Genomic DNA, 22,631 nt, shown 5'->3' with positions numbered 1-22,631 from the left:
TTCATTCACCATGTTTCCACTACCATATCCTTTCTACGATAAACACTCAAAATAAGTCCAAGGATCACCGTGTACACCACAATGATGCTTACACCATAACTTATGAATGGGATCGATATACCGATAATTGGTACTATTCCTACTCCCATTAGGATATTGTAAATGGTTGGTACGGTAAATAGCGTTGCACCTCCTATCACTAGCAATCTTCCATATCGATCTTTTGTTTTAAAGGCATTTATAGAGAGTCTTGATATAAATGCTAAGAGTACCGTACAAAGTGCTATACCAAATGCCCAGCCAAGGGTAGAGACAAGGTATGGGAAGGCAAAGTCTGTATGTGTGTTCACGATGGTATGGAGGGTTAATTCTTGTTCCAATCCATGACCAAACCAACCAGCTTGTAAAAAGGCATCCTTCAATAAAAGATACATGTATCCCTCTCCATAGGGATCACTATTCGGATGTAGAAAACCCAACAATCTATCCATAAAATATCCCTGAGAGCTCACAAGCATGATACTAATAAAACAGAGACTTGCTATTAGATTCACTGCCACTAATTTGATTGCAAGTTTTCTATGAACATTAGAAAATGCAAACATTACGGCTAGACAAAGAAAATAAAGTAACATCACCATATAACTTGGAAAAATTAAATAGATGGAGATCGGGAGCCAAAATAATATAACTAAAACCCCTTGTTTTAACCAACTATTAAATACATGCATTTTGCTGAATATTCCTGCCCAAGCGAGAAAATAGAAAAATAAAGTGACAAGTGTCATATCAACACCTACCCCAAAAATGGCAAGCCAGCTCTTAGAACCGTTAACTGTAACCCCAAACAAAACCGTGCACAACTGAAGCATCAAGCCAATTCCATAGAAAAACGTCCACCCATTTTTTAGTTTTCGATAATCAAGCTTGATAATTCCAATTATTACCGTTATGGATATAAGATACCCTATTAATTGCTTTATCACAAAAGACGAAGTAGCGTTTATTATTCTCGGTTCTCCATAGATTAAAGGGACAAAACCGATTGCTGCAATAGCTAAAAATAGAACAATCAGGAACCAATCCATTTTAGGTTGATGAACTTTATTTAAACTCTCTCCTAAGGTATACGGATTTCCCATTTCTTGAATCGCCTTCTTCTCAGCATCCTCTTTAGACAATTGCTTTTGTTGATAGGATAGACTCAACTCTTGAAGGTGATCCACTAGCTCTTTCTCAATCAAATTATGAGCTTCCTTTGCTTTCACTTTGGAGGTCACTTTACTTAAAAATTCTTTAATAAGACTTGAACTCATAAGCACATTCCTCCATCAACTGTTTTAGCTCTAAGAAGGACTTCGAGCTCTTTTTGTAATAGCCTGTTACGCACTTTTTCCCTTTTGATGCTAGGGTATAGTATTTTCTTTCATTTATCCATTCAGAAGTGATCATTTTCTTACTTTCGAGAAGATGTAATAGTGTATACAACTGTCCTTCTTCTCCTTGAAAACTAAATTCCTGCTTCTGAAAAAGTTGTGTGGAAATATCATAACCGTGCTTGGACTGAAGTTGCAGCAATTCTAATACGGCAATGATAGTCTTTTCCTGCCATACATGAAGCTGCTGCTGAGAATGTTTTCGTCTTATCGTTTCTTTTACCGCATTTTTCCGCTCTTCCGAAAAAGAAAAGTCTTGAAAAACGTTTTTTTTCATTGCTTTCTTTAAATTAAATAGTGGGCCAGTCATCAGTTAAACCTCCTCTTTCATCTTTTCCTTTAGTATTTCCTTTGCTCGCTTCATTCTTGTTTTTATCGTATTAATATTGACAGTAGTAACCTTGCTGATCTCTGTGAATGAAAGCTCTTCATAAAAATGGAGAAACACGATTTCTCGATATTTAATCGGCAAAGACATAACTGCCTGAGATAGATTATCTCCTTGATGTTTAGCAATCACTTCCTCCTCCACCTCTTTTGATTTAGAAGGAATATAGTCCCAAATTTTTTCCGTGAGACTGACTTTTCGGTAATGCCAGCTTCTAAGGTAATCTTTACAGTGATTACTAGCTATCCGATATAACCAGGTTTTAAGTGAAGCTTGGTGATGAAATTGATCCAATTTTTCATAGCATTTCAAAAAAATCTCCTGTGTTAAATCTTCCGCAATCGTACGGTTTTTTACATATGTATAAACGAGATACAGGATCCCATCACTATATTCATCCATTAATTGCGTGATGAGTTGTTCTTTATCCTCCATCACGTCATCTATGATCGTTATTTGCTCAAGCTCATTCATCTAGCTAACCCCCTTTCTCTATTTTAGACGATGCTAGCTAGCATTTGGTTTGAAAAAGATTATTTGATCCAGATTGGCCAGATATCGACCATCTTGAACGAAAATCTCTATCACACTGTCTAATCGATCATCTTGAGTGCAAATCTCTGTCACACTGTCTAATATATCCTGATATCGACCATCTTGAGTGCAAATCTCTGTCACACTGTCCAATATACAAAAAATAAATCACCTTTCCCACACATCATTTAAAATAAGCTCCCTTGTTATTACCTTCTTTGATAAAGTGTTTTGCTAGCAATCTTTGAATTCTTTTTTTAGATGGTATCATTCCACACCATTCATGAATGGTTTTCGTTGTAATCTTTCCTGAGGGAAAAAGCAGCCTGAATTCTGCTACACTGCGCATCACAGCATTTTCTATAGATTCCATTGTGCCACATTTTTGACATATACATTTATATCCTTGGACACGAAGGGAAAGTAAATCACATGTAATGCATGGGATTCCTTTGTTGAACTGTGCAAAATCATAATTTGGTATGTTTGTTATCGGGGATGTTTTGATATGCTTGGATTGGAGAAGTTCAGAGATTTGATCATGTTGTTTTGATAATTTAGCAGAGTTTTGATTTATCCGTTTAATGTACCGATTAATTTGAGTAGGAAAAATAAGCAGCTTATCTAGTGGGGCTTGATATAAGGTGAATTCTGGGTGGACAAAAACAACGAAGCCATGAATGGGGATATGATAATGATGCGCTTGGAGAAATTGTCTCAGTAGGACTCGCTTTTTTGTAGTGGAATAAGGGGATTACTAACTTCTGTTTGGGGACTGCGGTACATTAATGTATGGTTATTGTCATAATAAAAATCACCTTGGTAATTTTTTATTTCATAGATGCAAATTTCGTTTGCCTGAATCATGAGGGAATCGATTTGAAAATGATTATTTGGGTGCTTTAACAGTAAATCATTCAACATATAATGCTCAGAGGTTAGCTGTTTCATTAAGGAATCAAAATGTTTTTCCCCCTCAAAGCCTTTTTGCATGCTTCTATAATATTGCTTTTCTTTTTCTGACAAAGGTGCCCGCCTATCCAAATATGAATATACGCGTAACCCATCAGGTTCTTTCCGCTCCTTTATGATCATGTTCCACTTCCTTTCTATATTATTTACATGACAGTTTAGGACAGTGATAGCTGTTAGTCAAGCTAGGCATTATAATAAAAATCCTCAAGGAGCATAGTCCTTGAGGATAATCTTACGTATGGGAAACGATCATTTCAGCAGCACCATCTAGCTGATAAGCAGAAATAGTTGCCGGAATAATAAAATGATCTCCTTTTTTTACATCAAATTGTTGTTGATGAACGGTTAGCTTCGCTTCTCCTTCGATGACACTTACCTGGAGGAAATCTTGGTCCATCGTTTTGGCCACCTTACCATCTAAGCCCCAGTGATAAACGGTAAAATATTTTTCTTCGACCAATTTTTTGCTAGTTAGGCCTTGGTCTATTTCATCACTCTGGTTAAGTCGTGGTGTTTCATGTGGAACAGTCGTCACATCCTTAGCTTCTTTTAGATGTAGTTCTCGTGTATTTCCTTGTGCATCTGTACGGTCATAATCATACACACGATAAGTAATATCAGAACTTTGCTGTGTTTCTAAAATAACAATTCCTTTTCCGATTGCATGAATCGTACCACTTGGAACATAGACAAAATCTCCTGCTTTTACCTTTACCTTGCGTAATAGCTTGTCCCATTGACCCTCATCAATCAGCTTTTCTAATTCCTCACGTGTTTGCGCATGATGGCCAATAATTAACTCGGCATCTGGTTCTGCACTTAGCACATACCAGCATTCTGTTTTACCATACGCTTCATTCGCCACCTCACGAGCATATTGATCATCTGGGTGTACTTGAACAGAAAGATTGTCATTTGCATCCAATATTTTGATGAGTAAAGGATACTCTTCCTCACTGTCAGCTGGTTTACGAAATAATTCACCATGATTTTTCCATGCTTCTAATAATGTTTGATTTTTTAGTGGACCATTTGTTATTTTACTTGGTCCGTTTGGATGGGCAGATATCACCCATGCCTCTCCTGTTTTTTCATAAGGAATTGTATAGGAAAACTCTGTGTTTAGCTTTTGGCCACCCCAAATTCGTTCTTGAAATATAGGCTGTAAAAATATTGGTTCTTGATACATTTCTTCGATTCTCCTTTCCACATCTATAAAAAAGATACTATCTAATGCCAACAATTGCAAATTAGTGTATCCCTTACTGCATGAAAACTTGGAATTTGGCTTTATCGATGCTCCCTTTCACTATATTCTTGATAAAAAGCTTTTTTCGATTTACCCAAAACGACCAAATTCATAAAAAGTCCTAAGGCCATAAAAGCAAAGGAACCTATGATATAGATGAAGCGAATTCCATGTAATTCGGAAAAAATACCAACTATTCCTGTAAATATAATGATGAGCAATGCCTCTAATACGCTAAGTGCACTTGAAAGTCTGCCCATAATTTCTGTTGGTACATTATTTTGATAAAAAGTTATGAAACCCGTATTTGCGAATGATAAAGCAAATGTTAATGTAAAAAACCCTATAGATGCCCAAATAAAATTTTGGGAGAATGCAAAGATCAAATATCCAACTGGTGTGAAGATGGCTCCAAATCCAATAAGGATATTAATTTTTAGCCGACTAGTGAATAAAGCATTAGTTAATGAGCCTACTATAACTCCTATTCCTGCAACACTTACAAGAAACCCATAAGCACTCTCGGATAAAGAAAGTACTTTTGTTGCAAATGCAGCTTCTAGAGAGTCTAATACGGTCATAAATACGATAAATCCACTAAAGAGAACATAAACGAATGTCGTATGTCTGTTTGATTTGCTAAAAATAACGAGTTCTCTCCAATCATTTCTAATGACTCTCAAGCTTACTTTTTCAACCGTTTTCCCTCTTAATTCCAATTTGGGGAGTAAAAAAATGATGACAGCTGATATACCTAATGCTAGAGAATTCAACTGAATAGCAAGATAAGGAGATCCTAGAATAAACAAAACACCTGCAATGGAAGGTCCTAGTATAAAGCCCGTTGAATGAATGAAATTTCTAAGCGCATTAAATCTTTGGCGATCTGTCTTAGGTATAAGCTTCGTCATATAAACCGTCGATGTCGGCTCAAAAATTGAACTCGCCAAATTGATTATAAAAACCCATAAATAAATGAGAACGAGTGAATCCATATATGGAAGTAAATATATCAAGAATGCTCTAATAAAATCTAAGAAAATCATTAAATTCCTTTTATTTAACCTATCGATAAAGCTTCCCGACCAAAAATTAGTACACAAAGTGGCGATCGGTATAAGGATATAATGAACAGATACGGCAAATGGTGATCCTGTCCTATCCAAAATAATCAGGTTAAGCGCAATTAAATAAATCCAAGCACCTAAATTGGATACGCCAATTCCAAACAGAAGTAATAAAGGATTTTTCCACTTCATCAGCTTCACTCCTAAAATCCGTTATTTGCATTGATAAAAAAAGAATCCCACCCCCAAGTTATTAGACTTGAGGACGAGACTCTCTGATTTTAGAAGTTCGCGGTGCCACCCCAGTTTGTTATTGTGTTGCCACAATAACCTTTTCGAGTACGTCTGCTAAAAATTGTGTAGAATATACTCTATCTCTATAACGGGAGAACCCGGCACATCATCATTTCTCATCAAGATAATCCTAAATGCAGCTCCAAGGCTTGGTTCCATGTGCCTCTACATCCTCCATCTCAGCAAAAGGAGTTCTCTGACATGCTTAAGCACATATACTCTTCTCTTCATCGCTTTTTGATTTAGTATAGTTTACAACAATTCCATGAATTTTGGAATAGAAATGGAGAAATCGTTAATATTCACAATCATTTTGAATCCACCCCACTGTAAAAATAAACTTTATTGCTGTTATAAACATCACTTTAAATTCACGTCACTAGCAAAATGACCTTTATCTCCTTTATAAACACCACTTTTCTTCCATTCCTCTTGCAAAACGGCCTTTATCTTCTTTATAAACACCACTTTTCTTCCATTCCTCTTGCAAAACGGCCTTTATCTTCTTTATAAACACCACTTTCCTTCCATTCCTCTTGCAAAACGGCCTTTATCTTCTTTATAAACACCACTTTCCTTCTATTCCTCTTGTAAAACGGCCTTTATCTTCTTTATAAACACCACTTTCCTTCTATTCCTCTTGTAAAACGACCTTTATCACTTTTATAAACATCACTTTCATTCATTCCCCTTGCAAAATAAACTTTACCACTTCTATAAACACCACTCTTTCCTTCATCCATCTAACAAAACGACCTTTACCTTCTTCATGTCAAACATTTCAATCAACATCCTTACCAAAATCCCAACACGCACTGGCAAAGCTCAACAATTATGTCGTTAACACCAGCTTTCAGCTCTAATTTTCCACAATTTCACCGAGCAAAACGCAGTTATCCACATGTTAATAAGAATTCTAACAAGTTATGCACAGATTTATCCACATACTCACAATAATCAAAACCACCAGTGTGAACTGGTGGTTTGCTCTGCGGCTGGAAGCCTCTATTACCGGCCTCGGCCTAAAAGGCCCACCGAACGGTTTCTCCTTTTGCACCACATTCACTCACTGATTCTAAAGAATCTCCTACTTCTTCTTATTTTTTTGTCCTATAAACGGATCAAATTCTTCGAATATAGTTAATTGATCCGACATGTAATCTTCTTTTAGCTGATTTCTAATGTATTCTTGTATTTGCTTTCTATTTCGTCCCACTGTATCGACATAGAATCCTCGGCATAAAGATTTTCTATTTCCATATTTATATTTTAAATTGGCATGTCGATCAAATATCATCAAGCTGCTCTTCCCTTTTAAATACCCCATAAATTGAGATACACTTAATTTCGGTGGGATACTTACTAACATATGGATGTGATCCGGACAAGCATTTGCTTCATGTATGATCACACCTTTTCGTTCACATAAATCGCGTATGATTTGACCTATGCTTTTTTTGTATTTTCCGTATATTATTTGCCTTCTGTACTTTGGTGCAAACACTATATGATACTTACAATTCCATGTTGTGTGTGCTAAACTATTCTTGTCCTTCATAGGACTCGCCTCCTTCTTTGGTGAGATTTAGTGGTCGGGAAACCAACTTTATCTTACCATGAAGTGAGGCTTTTTTGGCCCACGCTGAAAGCTTTCCGGAACCCCTCGCATAGCAAGGGGTTTTCAACAACATTAATAAAAAAAGGTATATATCGTATAGAACATAAATTCCTATACGATATATACACATATCTTTTTGTTTCATCCACAAATTGTGGATAATTCTTGTATAACTGTGGATATATTTGATTGTTAATAGGATAATGTGGTTAATTCTACCTCTGTATTTTGTTTCTCTCCATCTCGGTAAAAGGTGATCTTAACGGTATCTCCTACAGATTTTTCCGAATATAGATGCTTGCGCAAATCGACGATATCTGCCATTGGCTCTCCATCCATTGCGGTAATCACATCATAAGGCTTTAATCCGCCTTTATCAGCTGGTGACATTGGTTCTACACTGCGGATATATAAGCCACCTGTTACCTCTTCTGGTAGGTTGAGACTTCTCTCCCACTCTACTTGGGCAATATCATTTAGCGAATAGGCTTCTACGCCTAAGAAGGCTCTCGTAATTTTTCCATTTTCTTCGAGTTCCTTGACGATTGGCAACACATCATCGATCGGTAAGGCAAAGCCGATGCCTTCTACCGCCGATTCTGCTATCTTCATCGAGTTAATACCAATTAACTGTCCTTCGGAATTAATCAGGGCACCACCGCTATTACCTGGATTGATGGCAGCATCTGTTTGGATAACCTCTGCCTGCCAATCTGCTCTTCCATCTCCGTCAAAATCCTGTGGAATCGCTCGCTGTTTTCCACTTATGACCCCTTGGGTGACGGAACCAGATAAGTAAAGACCTAACGGATTGCCAATTGCAATCGCTGGTTCTCCAACATGTACATCCTGGGATTGTCCAATAGGGATCGTCTTTTCTACCTTGCTTGCATCCATTTTGATCACAGCTAAATCTGTGAATAAGTCACTACCGACTAGTGTTGCATTTACCTTCTGTTCGTCTGACAAAATTATCTCTACTTGATCAGCACCTTGAATGACGTGATGATTGGTAATAATATAGGCAGTATCTCCATCAATCTTGTAAATAACACCAGAGCCTGTGCCTTGTTCTCCATTTGACTGATCCTGATCCCAAAAGTTCGCTTGTTGTTGGATATTTACCACCCCAACAACAGCAGGAGAAACCTCTGCGACAATCTCAGTTACACGTGTGGAGATATCTACCTTCACATTTTTCAATGTCTGAGGCGTTTGTTCTACCGTTCCATCTGTTTGACCATTCGATTGATCTAGCTTTCCACCTATCACGATTTCATACGGTAACCAATTTCTTTCTACTAGCATTGGTAAAACTAAGGCAAACAAAAAAGCTCCAAGTACTAATCCCACGATAAATGGCATCCAAAAGCTACTTCTCTTGCTACTTTTTCTCCGCGAAATATCATGACCATCATAATAACCCATTTAGGATCATCCTCTACTCGTTAATTAAACCACCTCGTATAATGCTGTTGGTTCTTTCGGATCTGTATCATGAAGCGTGATTCTTTCACCTACAGAGAAACCGTATTCGGATAAACCATGTTCCACAGACATACGAGCTAAGTCTTTCATATTATTATCTTTACTTAAATGGGCTAAATAAATACGTTTTGTTTGATCATCTATGATATCTCTTAATGCTAAGGCACAATCTTCATTGGAAACATGGCCAGTATCTCCAAGAATTCTTCGCTTAACACTCCATGGATAGCGCCCCATCCGAAGCATCTCCACATCATGGTTAGCTTCAAAGATTAAGGCATCTGCTCCTTCTACTGTTTTCTTTATTCTTTCCGACACATAACCCAGATCCGTGACAAGGGCAACCTTCTTTCCGTTATGATGAAAGGTATAAAACATTGGCTCAGCCGCATCATGTGACACAGCAAATGATTCAACATCTATGTCACCAAAGCTCTTCGTTTCTTCCATTTTAAAAATAAATTTTTGATCTAGATCAATTTTTCCAATGGCTTGATCCATTGCCTTCCATGTTTTTTCGTTCGCATATATCGGAAGGCGATGCTTACGAGCAAAAATTCCGAGGCCTTTTATATGATCACTATGTTCATGGGTGACAAGAATTCTCGAGAGCTCTGCTGGATCAACTTGGATTTGATGAAATAGCCTTGTTAGCTCTTTCCCACTTAATCCAGCATCTACTAGGATTTTTTCCTTTTCTGTTCCGATATAAAAAGCATTCCCCGTACTACCGGATGCTAATACACTAAAGTGCATCGTCCTCTTCCTCCACTTCTCTTGTTGACATTAATTCTGCTAATACTTGATTGATGAAATGGTTGATTTCTGTTTGTCCCCAATCTTCCTCCAATGGTTGAATAGCTGAGGTTCCGACAGATTCCCCAATCAAATTCTTCATTTCCATCACAAAGTCATGTGCTTCCCTATTCGAGTTGTGACCTTCTACTGCATTAATATAAAAATAGGTGTTATCATCTACCTCAATTTCCCATGTAGGCAGTAGTACTTGTTCGCCATTAGGTAATGGAAGTAAGTTATGATAACCTAAATCCACTTCTGTAATTTCCGAGCCAGGGCTAATATTGCCATTATTAAATAATTTTGTGATTACTGTAAGTGGCATGATTAATTCCTCTACCGGCTGCTCCTCCGTTTTTTCTAGAATGGTTTGGACATAATGGGTCATTTCGCCATTTTCATTAACTTTGATCATCAACACTCCGCTTAGATTATAGTAAATCGGATCGTCCAACTCTTGAAAAAAGATATACGTATTCGTCTGCTCATCTACAACATAATCCTCTAAGTTATATTGCTCATCATTCCAAATGTTTTCTTTGATACTCTCTTTTGTAGTATCTAAATCAAATGCCTCAGGTGAATCAAAATGAGAAACGATCATCGTATCGTCAATAATCACGGATTTCTGATTTGGCAGCTTATCGATTTCACTGATCTCTTCCTCGGTGAATTCTTTACTCTTTGCATTTAATGTTGCCGCTTTAGTCGGCTCTTCTGGAATATTATCTAGTCCCTTTAAATTCGTCGCAAGGTAATCTTCCTGTGTAGTTTCCTCTGTGTTGTAAGAAAGCTCTTCCTGTTGATTATCGATATATTGTCGAAGTAAAAAGATATCAAGTATGAGAAAGCATAGGATAAACAGTGTTTTAATTTGACCCCATTGCATTCGAATTCCCTCCTTGATTCTTTTGAACATTATTAGAAATAAACTGCATGCCTGTACTTGTTTCGATACACCATGATGGAATTAGGTCAAAAAATTGCGTACCTGCTTGCTGTTCTATTCGATAGCCAAGCTGTATATCATAAACTTCTTCCAGTGAAAAATCATTACTATCCTTTAAGTACTGGATTAAATCCTTCGCACTCATTAAATCGGTTTCTGCCCGATCATAAGGATAGGTGAGCTTCATCAATGGTCGATTATACTGATAAATCGTATTGTTCTGCAAAACTACTGACATACTGGAAAGTCCATTGTTAGAAAAGACTGGGAAATTTTCATACATCATTCGATATTCCACAAATTGATAGGCTGCATTTACATCGTATAAATGGTATTGAATGCTCTCATCCACTAGCCAGCCTTTATGTGCATTAATATGATCGATCGACCTTGTGATCAGTAAATCGGCTGGATCCTGTACTGTATTTAATTCATTTTGGTTATTCTGAGCTTGATCGTCTGTTACCGAGAAGTTGGTAAACTCTACATGATAGCCTTTGACGATCATTTCTCTCGTTCCATCTGAATAAACGGTCCCACCTTCTGCATTCCTAGAGCTCCGTACACTGAAAGGGTTCGGGAAGAAAATACTTTTAAAAGAATTCGTATCTGCTTGAATCTCGGTATATCTGAATTTTCGACCTTTAATCGTTTGTTCTGTTGGAAGATATACGGTTTGTTCACTTAATTCTACTGGGACAAGAGTGTCGAATTCCTTCTCTGCTTGCAAATCGGTAACGTATTGGATGACCTGCGAAATGTTTTGAACCTGAGCTGTAATATCAATTCCATTAGGATCACTATTATCAAAAATAATCTGATTTGTCGTCCTATTTTCATCTAAGTATAGAATAATCCGTTTAAATTGATTATCAATGCGAATAGTTTCATTTGTTGTAAATAAATCAGGAATATATTGGGATGGCAGTGGCGTCGGAAAAACAATCTCTATCCTTTCTTTTTCTGTGTCTACCCCAATTCCTTCTTCTAGCATAGTAAAATCATATAAAAACCAATCAGATAGTGCTTGGAAGATTTCTAACTCATCCGTTTTCTGATGGAAGCCTAAATGTTCTTGATCCCAATGGAACACTATTTGAGAAGGCTTAATCAACGATTGTTTTGTTGCTTCCGAGCCTTCTAGCTGTGCATCTGTTGATCGGTCATTCGCTGATTCTTCATATTCCCCTTCATAATTCCATATCGCAAAAGTAAGCAATAAGCTTAAAGCAATGAGAAAAGTTAGTAGGATTGATTTAATCGCTTCGAATTTCATTTTTGATTACCCCGCTTTCGATTCTTTAGCGGTAGCGTGAAGTATATTGTCGTACCTTGTCCTTCCTTACTTGTCGCCCAAATATGACCATGATGTGCTTCAATTATTTCCTTGGAAATCGCCAAACCTAATCCAGTCCCTCCTAATTCACGGGACCTTGCTTTATCTACACGGTAAAAACGATCAAATATTTTGTCTACCTTTTCCCGGGCAATTCCCAAGCCTTGGTCTTTAATACTGAATTTCACTCTATTTTGCTCTTTTGCGAGCTGAAAGGTGATTTTACCACCCTCAGGTGAGTATTTAATCGCATTCGACATAATATTATCAATTACTTGAGTGATCTTGTCCTGATCAATTCTTGTTTTGATCTGTTCTTTTGGAAGCTTTCTTTCAATCCCGATTACATCTGTCTTATTCATATCAAAGCGATCTAAAATATTTTCGACAAATGAGACAAGTTCGACCTTTTGCTTATTCATCGCCCCTTCTTTATGATCCATCTTCGATAATTGGAGCAAATCATTCACGAGACGAATCATCCGATCTGTCTCATTTTGGGTCACTTCCAAAAATTGTGGTGCGATTTCTTTGTCTTTCCATGCCCCATCTGTTAAAGCTTCTATATAACTACGCATTGTCGTTAATGGTGTTCTTAATTCATGGGAAACATTCGATACGAATTCCCTTCTTTCCCGTTCTACCTTTTCCTGTTCGGTTACATCACTTATCACCGTGATTAAGCCATTAAAGTTCTCCTCTTCATCCTGCACCACAGAAAAACTAGCTCGAATCAAAAATAATTGGTCATCATCACTGAAGTCAATCGTTAGCGAGTTCGTTTCCTCTAGTTCTTTAATATCCAATACCTTTTCTTCGATTTGAAGGACATCGGCAATAGGTTTTCCCTTTGCCTCACTAAAGGATGTATCAATCAGGTTAATAGCAGGGTCGTTCATTAAGACAATTCTTCCTTTTTCATCTGTTGCGATCACACCTTCTGACATATTGGATAAAACAGAACTCAATTTTCTCCGTTCTTCTTCTGTCGTCTGATTCGCAAGCTTCAACCTATCAGTCATATCATTGAAGGTCGTTGCAAGCTGGCCAATCTCATCAACCCCATAAACATTTACCTTTTTGGAAAAGTCGCCTTTGGCAATGACCATTGCTTGCTTACGCATTTCAGTTATAGGCTTTGTTATTGTTCGTGCTACAAGAATCCCTAAAATAATCGAAACAACAACCGTAAGAATGGTTCCACTCAAAAAGATTTTGCTAATTTCCTCTAGCTGATCATAAACATCTTCAATAGAGGCCTCGACTCTTACCGCCCCAACTGGTGTATTAGTGGCATTATCCATAATCGGTACCGTTTTTGCAATCATACGATCATTACTGTATCGGAATTTCTCCTTCTCCTCTTCCGCAAACTTTAATGCACCATTTATCGCAATATTACCAGTCACTCTTTTTCCGATTCTCTCTAAGTCTGAGTTCGCCCCAATGACACGATATTGGGAATCTATTACTTGGAGATCGGTAAAAATATCCCTTGAATAGCGATCAATAATATCACTAACGTCCTCTTGAAGGGTCGGCTCTTCCCCATTTTCTGGCCTTTTTTCCTGAAATGCCTCCTCTAAATTTGTTTTCAAAACCGTAAGGCGATCATCTAAGTTCGCTTCAAAGTTGGTGTTTAAATTCGTTTCCAATTTATCAAGAAAATATGCTCCAATCAGTTGAACAGCAAGCAATAGAAACAAGCTTAAAATGATAATTATTTTTAAACGAATCGATTGGAAAAAGCCCACTCTTTTCATAGAACATTACTCCTGTTCAGGATTTCGTAAATAATAGCCCACACCCCTACGTGTCACAATCCATAATGGGTTACTCGGGTTGTCCTCGATTTTTTCCCTTAATCGGCGTACCGTTACGTCTACCGTACGGACATCACCGTAATAATCATATCCCCAAACCGTCTCTAAAAGATGCTCTCTCGTCATGACCTGTCCGATATGACGAGCTAAATAATGTAGCAATTCAAATTCACGATGGGTTAATTCAATGTACTCCCCATCTCTTGTTACGGTATATGCATCTGGGTGAATGACAAGGGATCCAATTTCAATATCATTGGTATCGCGTTTTTGATTCGCAGGTTCTTGGTTGATTCTTCGTAAATTCGCTTTTACCCTTGCGATCAATTCACGATTGCTAAATGGCTTTGTGACATAATCATCGGCCCCTAGCTCTAATCCAAGCACCTTATCAATTTCTGCATCCTTTGCTGTTAACATAATAATCGGCATACTATGCGTTTTTCTTACCTCACGGCAGACCTCGTTTCCGTCTTTTTTGGGTAGCATAATATCGAGCAAGATCAAATCAGGATCTTCCTTCAACGCATACTCAATCGCTTGATCACCATCATAGGCACAAATGACGTCATATCCTTCTTTTTCTAAGTTGAACTTCAGTATATCGGCAATCGGCTTTTCATCATCTACTACTAAAATTTTCTGACTCATAAAAGCACGTCCTTTTTCTTTATATATTTTATCACAGCGGAAAATCTCTATTGCTGAGTGTCTCATGTTATCCTTTTACATAGGGATGGTCGTTAATTTCCCATCATCAAAAATCATAAGGATTAAACTTCTCCTAGTTACCTATTTTAACGTAAAAAAGCAAAAATGTCTTTTCTTCACTGTTTTTAATCGGCAAGCTATTGAAAAACCCTTGTTCCGTAGAGTTACGCGAACAAGGGTTAGTTATTATAATAAATCTTCAGGGCTCTTGACTAAAGATCCGTTTTTGTATACTTCAAAGTGTAAATGGATCCCCGTGGAATCACCTGTTGTTCCCATTACACCAATTTTGCTTCCTTTTTCTACTGTTTGTCCTGCTTTTACGCTGATAGAAGCTAAATGTGCATAAACTGTACGATACCCATTGTTATGGTTGATGACGATTTTATTACCATAGCCTCCGTCATCCCAGCCAGCTGATACGACAGTACCGTTATCGGCAGCTTTAATCGTCCGATTGCTTGGACCCGCAATGTCTATCCCTTTATGGAATGCACCCCACCTTTGACCGACATAGCTTGAGATATATCCTCCAACAGCTGGCCAAGCAAGGTCTCCAGATCCTCTAGATGGTACCACCTTCGTACCCTTAACAATAATTTTATCGGTTGCTTCTTCTGTAATATTTTCTTCAACGACGTCTGTGCTGACTGTTTGTCCGTTCACTTTTTGCACCTTATAGTGAACTTCCTTGGATCCATCTTTTCCTTCTTGCTTCACTTCTTCGTCGCCTTTATACATCTTCTCTGATTCTTCAGTTACTGTTTCATACTCAATCGTTTCTTCGACTTTCTTCTCTTCTGTAACAATCACTTTCACAAAAGGCTTCTGTTCTGTAACTTGAAGAACATCGCCAACCTTGATCGTAGAATCCTCGGTTAAACCTTCATTTAAAGCTAATAATGTATCTAACTCCAGGTCATGCTTCGCTGCTATCGATCCAAGCACATCCCCTTCTTGAACCTCATATTTTTTATTTTCTAGTGTCCCTTTTTCAAGTAAGGTGACACCTTCCTCCACTGTTAGAACCTCACTTGCCTGTACTTCCTCCTCAGAGGTGGTAATATCCTCTGATAATTCCACATCGACAATACGATTATCTCCAACTGCTAGATCTTTCGATGCTTCCTTTTTCGATTCTAACTGTTCTAAAACATCTTTACTGACAAATTTTTCTTTGTAGGCCTGAAGGACATCCTTCACCGCTTCTTCGCCTGCAAAATAGCCAACAAGCTTATCATCAATCGTTAAGGACTGTGCCTCTACTTGTACAGCTAATTCTTTCTCTATATAATCAAAAACTTCCGCTTCACTTGTTTGGGTTTCAAACACTGTTTCAGGGATATAAGTAATATCTCCTTCGATCGTGTATGTATAATCAGGCTGCTTGCTTTCCTTTTTTACCTTTTCTATTTTTTTCTCTATATATTGCTGCACATCTTCTTGGTTATCTACTACCCCTATGTGCTCGCCGTCTACATATACGTGATAGATCGTAGAAAGCTCCTTCTCGTCGGCAAAAACCGTTTGAGCAGATAAACACATGGCTATTACACCCGCAATAGTTGCAAGCTTCACAACCTTTTTATACTTACTAATCTTGCTTTCTCGCATGATAATAGTCCTCCTATTTCCCTATCATGGTTCTTTTCTTTATCTTTAATTCGAAGGAACCACCTCTAATAATCTAACATAGATCATCAGATTGTGAAAAGGGCTTACATCGAGATGTAACATAACTGTATAATAAAATCCATTTATTTACATAAACCTTCATTTTTTCTGCAAAATAGGAAGAATTAACTAACAAAATTCGCCAAATTTAGTTCTTTTCTATTAGAAGGGAGAAAAAAAATCAAAACCACCAGTGTGAACTGGTGGTTTGCTCTGCGGCTAAAAGCCTTTGTTACCGGCCTCGGCCTTAAAGGCCTACCGAATGGGTCTCCCTCTTGCACCACATTTACTCACTGATTCTTTAAGAATCTCTTATTTCTTTTTATTTTTTTGGCCTGTAAATGGATCAAACTCTTCGAATAAAGTTAATTGATCCGCCATATAGTCTTCTTTGAGCTGATTTCTAATGTATTCTTGTATTTGCTTCCTGTTTCTGCCCACTGTATCTACATAGAAACCTCTGCACCAAAATTTCCGATTTCCATATTTATATTTTAAATTGGCATGACGATCAAATATCATGAGACTACTTTTTCCTTTTAAATAGCCCATAAATTGGGAAACACTTAGCTTTGGCGGGATACTTACTAACATGTGTATGTGGTCTCGGCATGCATTGGCTTCGTGTATGGTAACCCCTTTCCGTTCACATAAGTCTCGGATGATTTGACCGATGCTCCTTTTATATTTTCCATAAATGATTTGTCTTCTATACTTTGGAGCGAATACAATATGGTACTTACAATTCCATGTGGTATGTGCTAAACTATTCTTGTCCTTCATTGGACACGCCTCCTTCTTTGGTGAGATTTTGTGGTCGGGAAACCAATTCAATCTTACCATGAAGTGAGGCATTTTTTATCCCTCGCTTAAAGCTTTCTGGAACCCCTGGCATAGCCAGGGGTTTTCATAGCCATTAATAATAAAACCCGAATATTATCATTTCCGATAACATTCGGGTTCTGTCAGCCAATTGGTCATTTTCACTTCTAGCTATAGACACTTCGGACAACATTAGTTTGTGAACGATCTGGTCCTACAGAAAACACAGATAACGGAATTCCTGTAAGCTGAGATACTCTCTCTAAATAATGACGAGCATTCTCTGGTAGCTCATGCAAGCTTTTGACACCCGTAATATCCTCTGTCCAGCCTGGTAGCTCTTCATAAACAGGTTCACAGTCTGCTAGCATTTTCAGGCTAGCAGGGAATTCCTCCATGATTTCCCCTTTATATTTATATGCAGTACAAATCTTTAATGTTTCGATTCCTGTTAAAACATCAATCGAATTAAGGGAAAGGTCTGTAATCCCACTAACACGTCTTGCATGCCTTACTACAACACTATCAAACCAACCAACACGACGGGCTCTTCCAGTTGTCGTACCATATTCATTTCCCACCTCGCGAATTTGATCCCCAATCTCGTCCTCAAGCTCCGTAGGGAATGGACCATCTCCAACACGAGTCGTATAAGCTTTGGATACACCTACCACATGGTCGATCTTTGAAGGGCCAACCCCTGAACCTATCGTCACTCCACCCGCAATTGGATTAGAGGAGGTAACAAATGGATAAGTACCTTGGTCAATATCGAGCATAACACCTTGTGCACCTTCAAATAGTACACGACGGCCATCATCTAATGCATCATTTAACACAACAGATGTATCGGCAACATATTTTTTGAACTGTTGTCCATATTCATAATATTCCTCTAATATATCTTCTATTTTCATTAAGTCGGTTTCATATACTTTTTCAAACAAACGATTTTTTTCTTTTAAATTTATCTCAAGCTTTTCTCGGAAGGCGTCTTTGTCTAATAAATCAGCAATACGGATTCCAACACGTGCTGCTTTATCCATATAAGCAGGCCCAATACCCTTACGAGTGGTTCCTATTTTATTTGCACCCTTTTCGTCTTCTTGAAGGCCATCCAGCTTTAAATGATAAGGAAGAATAACATGGGCACGATTACTAATACGTAAATTATCCGTGCTCACCCCTTTATCATGGAGATAAGCCAACTCTTCTACTAATGCCTTCGGGTCAATAACCATACCATTTCCTAATACACAAATTTTATCATGAAAAAAAATCCCAGACGGAATTAAGTGTAGTTTATACGTAATACCATCGAATTTTATCGTATGACCTGCATTATTTCCACCTTGATAACGTGCAACAACCTCTGCGTTTTGTGAAAGAAAATCTGTGATCTTTCCTTTACCTTCGTCTCCCCATTGTGTTCCCACTACGACTACTGAAGACATATACGGCACCCCCGCCTTAACGTTTTATTAACACGTTACCCATTTTACCAAGCGAAAAAGTGGATGTCAATCTGATTCACGAACATTTTAATAATAGTTTTATAGAATGTTCGTTAATTGGCATTATAAAAAAACAGCTCCATTCTAGTTACGAAATGGAACTGTTTTTCTCCTCCTTATCCTGGTGGGATATCATCATCCCCATAGCGGTGATCTAAATCTACAAACTTATTATATTCTTTAACAAAGGCTAGTTCGACCGTACCAACAGGACCGTTACGCTGCTTTGCAATAATAATTTCAATAATATTCTGCTTCTCCGATTCCTGATCATAGTAATCATCACGATATAAGAAACCAACAATATCGGCATCCTGCTCAATACTTCCCGACTCTCGTAAGTCGGACATCATCGGGCGTTTATCCTGTCTCTGCTCCACACCACGTGATAGCTGTGACAAGGCGATAAGGGGAACATTTAACTCCCTAGCCAAGCCCTTTAAGGAACGCGATATTTCCGATACCTCTTGCTGTCTATTTTCCTTAGAATTCGCACTCCCTTGAATCAATTGCAAATAATCGATCAAGATCATACCGAGTCCATGCTCTTGCTTTAATCTACGACACTTTGATCTGATTTCACTCACTCTAATCCCTGGTGTATCGTCTATGAAAACACCCGCATTTGATAGACTACCCATTGCAAGAGAGAGCTTGCGCCAATCCTCTTCCTGTAATGCGCCGGTTCTTAGTCTTTGGGCATCGATATTCCCCTCGGCACACAGCATACGAGAAACTAACTGTTCTGCCCCCATCTCTAAACTAAAAATGGCTACATTTTCATTGGTTTTAATCGCGACATTTTGTGCAATGTTCAAGGCAAAGGCTGTTTTCCCCACTGATGGACGGGCTGCAACAATAATTAAATCATTGCGTTGAAAGCCTGAAGTGATTCGATCTAGGTCACGGAACCCTGAAGCAATTCCAGTAACCTCTCCCGTTGATTTGTGTAGTTCGTCTATACTATCATAAACCTCTATGAGGACATCTTTAATATTTTTAAAAGCAGAGGCATTCTTTCGGTTCGAGACTTCTAATATTCTCTTTTCCGATTCGTTTAACACTTCCTCCACTTCATCTTCCTTAGAAAAGCTATCTGTCACAATATCTGTCGCTGTGCGGATTAATCTCCTTAGAATTGATTTTTCCTCAACAATACGACAATAGTGTGAAATATTAGCAGCAGTCGGCACCGCATTCGCCAGATCACTTAAATAAGAGACCCCGCCAATATCATCCAACAGCTTACTATTCGATAGGCTCGTTGTAACCGTAACAAGATCAATTGGTTCTCCTTTATCTGCTAAGCTCATCATTACTCGGTAAATTTGTTGATGACTAGAGCGATAGAAGTCCTCTGGTATTAATATTTCAGAGGCACTGGAGATCGCATCAGGCTCTAAGAAAATTGCACCAAGCACCGCTTGCTCTGCTTCTATATTATGTGGTGGCGTTCTGCCCTGTAATGCTTCACTCATAAATTGCCCCCCCTTTAGCAAGAATGTGGAAGCATTTGTTTATGCTTCCACAACGTGTACTCGAATGGTACCAGAAACCTCTTGATGTAGTTTTACTGGAACTTCGGTATATCCTAATGAACGGATTGGTTGATCTAACTCAATCTTACGCTTGTCCATTTTAATATTATGGGATTTTTTCAGTTCCTCCGCTATTTGCTTACTTGTAATGGAGCCAAATAAACGACCACCATCACCAGACTTGGCTGTTAGCTTTACTTCCAGATTTTCTAGTGTTTCTTTAAGCTGCTTTGCTTGTTCTATCTCTTCTTGCTCCTGCTTTTTTGCTTTATTTTTTTGTGCCTTTAATGCACTCATATTCGCCTGAGTTGCCTCTACAGCATAGTTATTTTTAAAAAGGAAATTGCGGGCATAGCCATCAGAGACATTTTTTACATCGCCTTTTTTCCCTTTACCTTTCACGTCTTTTGTAAAAATTACTTTCATTCCTCTTCACCTTCCTCATCATAATACTCATCGATTATATCCTTTAGCCATTCATAGGCATCAATGACAGAGATATCATCCAATTGGGTGGCAGCATTCGTTAAATGGCCCCCACCATTCATTCTTTCCATGATAACTTGAACATTGACCTCACCGAGCGACCTTGCACTAATTCCAATGCGTCCATCCTTACGCTCTGATATCACAAACGAGGCCTCAATCCCTGTCATTGTTAATAACGTATCCGCCGCTTGAGCAATCACAACAGGTCCATAGGTTTCTCTCGAATTACCTACTGAAATCGCAATATTATGGCGATATACCTTGGTGTTTTCAATTAAACGACTCCGCTTCACATATATATCGAGATCTTCCTTTAAAAACTTCTGCACTAACACGGTATCTGCACCTCTTGAGCGCAAATACGAGGCAGCATCAAAGGTTCTCGATCCCGTTCGAAGTGTGAAGCTCTTCGTATCGACAATAATTCCTGCTAGTAATGCAGTTGATTCTAACATATTTAGCGTTAATTTGCTCGGTTGATACTCTAACAATTCTGTGACGAGCTCAGCAGTTGAGGAAGCATATGGCTCCATATAAACAAGTGTTGGATCTTCCACAAATTCCTCTCCACGTCGGTGATGATCGATTAAGACCACATGCTCGGTTTTATGGACAAGCTTTTCCTCTAGCATCAAGGATGGCTTATGTGTATCCACTACAACGACTAACGTATCCTTTGTCACAATATCTAATGCCCCATCTGGATCAATAAAATGGGACCAAAGTTCATCGCTTTCTCTAATTTCATCCACTAAACGCTGGACACCTGTATCGATATCATTTTCATCTAACACAATAAAGCCCTCAACATCATTGGCCTGTGCAATTTTCAGTACACCGATGGCTGCCCCAATAGAGTCCATATCTGGTGCCTTGTGCCCCATAATGAGCACTTGGTCGCTGCCCTTTACCAGTTCCTTTAATGCATGAGATATAACCCTTGCCCTTACTCTCGTTCGTTTTTCCATTGGATTTGTCTTTCCACCATAAAAACGAACCTTCCCAGACTCATCATCTTTAATAACTACTTGGTCTCCTCCACGTCCTAATGCTAGATCAAGACTGGATTGTGTCAGCTTTCCTAAGTCTGGCAGCAATTCACTTCCGAGACCAATACCGATACTTAACGTTAATGGAACATTTTTGTCAGTAATTAATTCACGAACTTCATCTAATATTTCAAATTTTTCTTTTTCTAGCTGTGTGAGAATATCTTGATTAAAAACAGCTAAAAATCGTTCCTGTGAGGTTCGCTTTAAATAAATCCCTCTTTCCTTTGACCAATTATTCAAAAGAGAGGTTACCTGTGAATTAATTTGACTCTTCGCCGTGTCATCCATGTTCTGCGTTATTTCCTCATAATTATCCAAAAAGATAATGCCAAGAACCGTCTTTTCCTGCTCGTATAATGCTTGAATTTCTATTTCTCGTGTTCGATCAAAGAAGTAGAGGAGACGTTCTTCTTTTTTGTTATACACCTGATACTCAAATTGATCAAATTTTAGCCAGAAGGATTCCTTTCCCTCTCGCAATTGGGAAACAATACTATCAGATAACAAGGAGAGAGGTTCTCCTACCATTGTTTCCTCTTCTGTAAATTGATTCATAAAAGGGTTCGCCCAGTCGATTTGATATTCCTCATCGTACAGAACAATCCCAATAGGCATTTCCAATAACGCTTCTTCCCCGACCTTTTTGACACGATAGGACAAAGTCGATATATAAGCCTCCGTTTGATCGAGTAATTTTTCTTCTCTTCGGATACTATAATAAAGAGAGAGACTAAAAAAAACAGTCATTATTAAGCCAATGACCCACTGAAAATAAAAAATAAATACTAATAATATAAACGAGAGAAGGTATATTCCAATAATATGTCTTCCCATCGTCGGCTTCTTCCATAATTTTGGCATAGCTGTCAGCTCCTA

The 22,631-nt window shown here is 38.2% G+C and carries 21 protein-coding genes; all 21 read right to left on the bottom strand.

Annotated features, from left to right (window positions below):
• Positions 1-5: 5 nt before the first annotated feature.
• The 21 genes from ACZ5N5_RS05350 to ACZ5N5_RS05250 all read right to left on the bottom strand — a co-directional run bounded on the left by ACZ5N5_RS05350 (position 6) and on the right by ACZ5N5_RS05250 (position 22,616).
• Positions 6-1,316, bottom strand: a complete 1,311-nt coding sequence (locus tag ACZ5N5_RS05350) for an FtsW/RodA/SpoVE family cell cycle protein (RefSeq protein ID WP_464373382.1) — start codon at positions 1,314-1,316, stop codon at positions 6-8.
• A complete protein-coding gene (locus ACZ5N5_RS05345) occupies positions 1,297-1,746 on the bottom strand; it encodes a PadR family transcriptional regulator (protein WP_464373381.1) in 450 nt (149 codons plus the stop codon). Before ACZ5N5_RS05345 ends, ACZ5N5_RS05350 begins: the two co-directional genes overlap by 20 nt.
• A gap of 3 nt (positions 1,747-1,749) precedes the next feature.
• Complete coding sequence (locus ACZ5N5_RS05340; RefSeq protein ID WP_464373380.1) at positions 1,750-2,298, bottom strand: sigma-70 family RNA polymerase sigma factor; 549 nt, start codon at positions 2,296-2,298, stop codon at positions 1,750-1,752.
• A 33-nt stretch (positions 2,299-2,331) separates the two neighbouring features.
• Positions 2,332-2,511: a hypothetical protein gene (locus ACZ5N5_RS05335; protein ID WP_464373379.1), complete on the bottom strand. Its 180-nt coding sequence runs from the start codon at positions 2,509-2,511 to the stop codon at positions 2,332-2,334.
• A gap of 564 nt (positions 2,512-3,075) precedes the next feature.
• Positions 3,076-3,384: a nuclease-related domain-containing protein gene (locus tag ACZ5N5_RS05330; protein WP_464367490.1), complete on the bottom strand. Its 309-nt coding sequence runs from the start codon at positions 3,382-3,384 to the stop codon at positions 3,076-3,078.
• Between the two features lie 181 nt (positions 3,385-3,565).
• The gene (gene manA, locus ACZ5N5_RS05325; protein ID WP_464373378.1) at positions 3,566-4,522 is read right to left on the bottom strand and encodes a mannose-6-phosphate isomerase, class I; all 957 of its coding nucleotides are present in this window, start codon (positions 4,520-4,522) and stop codon (positions 3,566-3,568) included.
• A gap of 101 nt (positions 4,523-4,623) precedes the next feature.
• Positions 4,624-5,841 carry an MFS transporter gene (locus ACZ5N5_RS05320; protein ID WP_464373377.1) on the bottom strand — a complete coding sequence of 406 codons (1,218 nt, stop codon included), beginning with the start codon at positions 5,839-5,841 and terminating at the stop codon, positions 4,624-4,626.
• A 713-nt stretch (positions 5,842-6,554) separates the two neighbouring features.
• Positions 6,555-6,686, bottom strand: a complete 132-nt coding sequence (locus tag ACZ5N5_RS05315) for a hypothetical protein (RefSeq protein WP_464373376.1) — start codon at positions 6,684-6,686, stop codon at positions 6,555-6,557.
• 344 nt (positions 6,687-7,030) lie between these two features.
• Complete coding sequence (gene tnpA, locus ACZ5N5_RS05310; RefSeq protein ID WP_464372713.1) at positions 7,031-7,501, bottom strand: IS200/IS605 family transposase; 471 nt, start codon at positions 7,499-7,501, stop codon at positions 7,031-7,033.
• A gap of 252 nt (positions 7,502-7,753) precedes the next feature.
• Positions 7,754-8,989: a S1C family serine protease gene (locus ACZ5N5_RS05305; RefSeq protein ID WP_109983426.1), complete on the bottom strand. Its 1,236-nt coding sequence runs from the start codon at positions 8,987-8,989 to the stop codon at positions 7,754-7,756.
• Between the two features lie 24 nt (positions 8,990-9,013).
• A complete protein-coding gene (locus tag ACZ5N5_RS05300) occupies positions 9,014-9,805 on the bottom strand; it encodes an MBL fold metallo-hydrolase (RefSeq protein ID WP_109983427.1) in 792 nt (263 codons plus the stop codon).
• Positions 9,795-10,736 carry a two-component system regulatory protein YycI gene (locus ACZ5N5_RS05295; RefSeq protein WP_181397424.1) on the bottom strand — a complete coding sequence of 314 codons (942 nt, stop codon included), beginning with the start codon at positions 10,734-10,736 and terminating at the stop codon, positions 9,795-9,797. The genes ACZ5N5_RS05300 and ACZ5N5_RS05295 overlap by 11 nt, the downstream gene beginning before the upstream one ends.
• A complete protein-coding gene (locus tag ACZ5N5_RS05290; protein WP_464373375.1) occupies positions 10,717-12,072 on the bottom strand; it encodes a YycH family regulatory protein in 1,356 nt (451 codons plus the stop codon). Before ACZ5N5_RS05290 ends, ACZ5N5_RS05295 begins: the two co-directional genes overlap by 20 nt.
• Positions 12,069-13,895, bottom strand: coding sequence for a cell wall metabolism sensor histidine kinase WalK (walK, locus tag ACZ5N5_RS05285; RefSeq protein ID WP_464367492.1), 1,827 nt, complete (start codon positions 13,893-13,895; stop codon positions 12,069-12,071). Before walK ends, ACZ5N5_RS05290 begins: the two co-directional genes overlap by 4 nt.
• 6 nt (positions 13,896-13,901) lie before the next feature.
• On the bottom strand, positions 13,902-14,606 hold the full coding sequence (yycF, locus tag ACZ5N5_RS05280; protein WP_109983431.1) for a response regulator YycF: 705 nt from the start codon (positions 14,604-14,606) through the stop codon (positions 13,902-13,904).
• Between the two features lie 246 nt (positions 14,607-14,852).
• On the bottom strand, positions 14,853-16,280 hold the full coding sequence (locus ACZ5N5_RS05275) for a peptidoglycan DD-metalloendopeptidase family protein (RefSeq protein WP_464367493.1): 1,428 nt from the start codon (positions 16,278-16,280) through the stop codon (positions 14,853-14,855).
• Positions 16,281-16,652: 372 nt separating this feature from the next.
• Complete coding sequence (gene tnpA, locus ACZ5N5_RS05270; protein ID WP_464372739.1) at positions 16,653-17,123, bottom strand: IS200/IS605 family transposase; 471 nt, start codon at positions 17,121-17,123, stop codon at positions 16,653-16,655.
• Between the two features lie 206 nt (positions 17,124-17,329).
• Positions 17,330-18,616, bottom strand: coding sequence for an adenylosuccinate synthase (locus tag ACZ5N5_RS05265; RefSeq protein WP_109983433.1), 1,287 nt, complete (start codon positions 18,614-18,616; stop codon positions 17,330-17,332).
• Between the two features lie 176 nt (positions 18,617-18,792).
• Positions 18,793-20,154 carry a replicative DNA helicase gene (gene dnaB / locus ACZ5N5_RS05260; RefSeq protein WP_054788566.1) on the bottom strand — a complete coding sequence of 454 codons (1,362 nt, stop codon included), beginning with the start codon at positions 20,152-20,154 and terminating at the stop codon, positions 18,793-18,795.
• A gap of 39 nt (positions 20,155-20,193) precedes the next feature.
• Entirely contained in the window at positions 20,194-20,640 is a 447-nt protein-coding gene (gene rplI / locus ACZ5N5_RS05255; protein WP_277679490.1) for a 50S ribosomal protein L9, read from the bottom strand.
• Positions 20,637-22,616, bottom strand: a complete 1,980-nt coding sequence (locus ACZ5N5_RS05250) for a DHH family phosphoesterase (RefSeq protein ID WP_277679491.1) — start codon at positions 22,614-22,616, stop codon at positions 20,637-20,639. The genes rplI and ACZ5N5_RS05250 overlap by 4 nt, the downstream gene beginning before the upstream one ends.
• Positions 22,617-22,631 lie beyond the last annotated feature (15 nt).

Source organism: Gracilibacillus sp. JCM 18966, assembly GCF_055392695.1.
This window is presented reverse-complemented; position numbering and strand designations above follow the sequence as displayed.

What these genes read in the sequence shown, in the direction of transcription:
- ACZ5N5_RS05350 (WP_464373382.1), bottom strand. Translation starts at nt 1,316, where the DNA reads ATGAGTTCAAGTCTTATTAAAGAATTTTTAAGTAAAGTGACCTCCAAA.
- ACZ5N5_RS05345 (WP_464373381.1), bottom strand. Translation starts at nt 1,746, where the DNA reads ATGACTGGCCCACTATTTAATTTAAAGAAAGCAATGAAAAAAAACGTT.
- ACZ5N5_RS05340 (WP_464373380.1), bottom strand. Translation starts at nt 2,298, where the DNA reads ATGAATGAGCTTGAGCAAATAACGATCATAGATGACGTGATGGAGGAT.
- manA (WP_464373378.1), bottom strand. Translation starts at nt 4,522, where the DNA reads ATGTATCAAGAACCAATATTTTTACAGCCTATATTTCAAGAACGAATT.
- ACZ5N5_RS05320 (WP_464373377.1), bottom strand. Translation starts at nt 5,841, where the DNA reads ATGAAGTGGAAAAATCCTTTATTACTTCTGTTTGGAATTGGCGTATCC.
- ACZ5N5_RS05315 (WP_464373376.1), bottom strand. Translation starts at nt 6,686, where the DNA reads ATGGATGAAGGAAAGAGTGGTGTTTATAGAAGTGGTAAAGTTTATTTT.
- tnpA (WP_464372713.1), bottom strand. Translation starts at nt 7,501, where the DNA reads ATGAAGGACAAGAATAGTTTAGCACACACAACATGGAATTGTAAGTAT.
- ACZ5N5_RS05305 (WP_109983426.1), bottom strand. Translation starts at nt 8,989, where the DNA reads ATGGGTTATTATGATGGTCATGATATTTCGCGGAGAAAAAGTAGCAAG.
- ACZ5N5_RS05300 (WP_109983427.1), bottom strand. Translation starts at nt 9,805, where the DNA reads ATGCACTTTAGTGTATTAGCATCCGGTAGTACGGGGAATGCTTTTTAT.
- ACZ5N5_RS05295 (WP_181397424.1), bottom strand. Translation starts at nt 10,736, where the DNA reads ATGCAATGGGGTCAAATTAAAACACTGTTTATCCTATGCTTTCTCATA.
- ACZ5N5_RS05290 (WP_464373375.1), bottom strand. Translation starts at nt 12,072, where the DNA reads ATGAAATTCGAAGCGATTAAATCAATCCTACTAACTTTTCTCATTGCT.
- walK (WP_464367492.1), bottom strand. Translation starts at nt 13,895, where the DNA reads ATGAAAAGAGTGGGCTTTTTCCAATCGATTCGTTTAAAAATAATTATC.
- yycF (WP_109983431.1), bottom strand. Translation starts at nt 14,606, where the DNA reads ATGAGTCAGAAAATTTTAGTAGTAGATGATGAAAAGCCGATTGCCGAT.
- ACZ5N5_RS05275 (WP_464367493.1), bottom strand. Translation starts at nt 16,280, where the DNA reads ATGCGAGAAAGCAAGATTAGTAAGTATAAAAAGGTTGTGAAGCTTGCA.
- tnpA (WP_464372739.1), bottom strand. Translation starts at nt 17,123, where the DNA reads ATGAAGGACAAGAATAGTTTAGCACATACCACATGGAATTGTAAGTAC.
- ACZ5N5_RS05265 (WP_109983433.1), bottom strand. Translation starts at nt 18,616, where the DNA reads ATGTCTTCAGTAGTCGTAGTGGGAACACAATGGGGAGACGAAGGTAAA.
- dnaB (WP_054788566.1), bottom strand. Translation starts at nt 20,154, where the DNA reads ATGAGTGAAGCATTACAGGGCAGAACGCCACCACATAATATAGAAGCA.
- rplI (WP_277679490.1), bottom strand. Translation starts at nt 20,640, where the DNA reads ATGAAAGTAATTTTTACAAAAGACGTGAAAGGTAAAGGGAAAAAAGGC.
- ACZ5N5_RS05250 (WP_277679491.1), bottom strand. Translation starts at nt 22,616, where the DNA reads ATGCCAAAATTATGGAAGAAGCCGACGATGGGAAGACATATTATTGGA.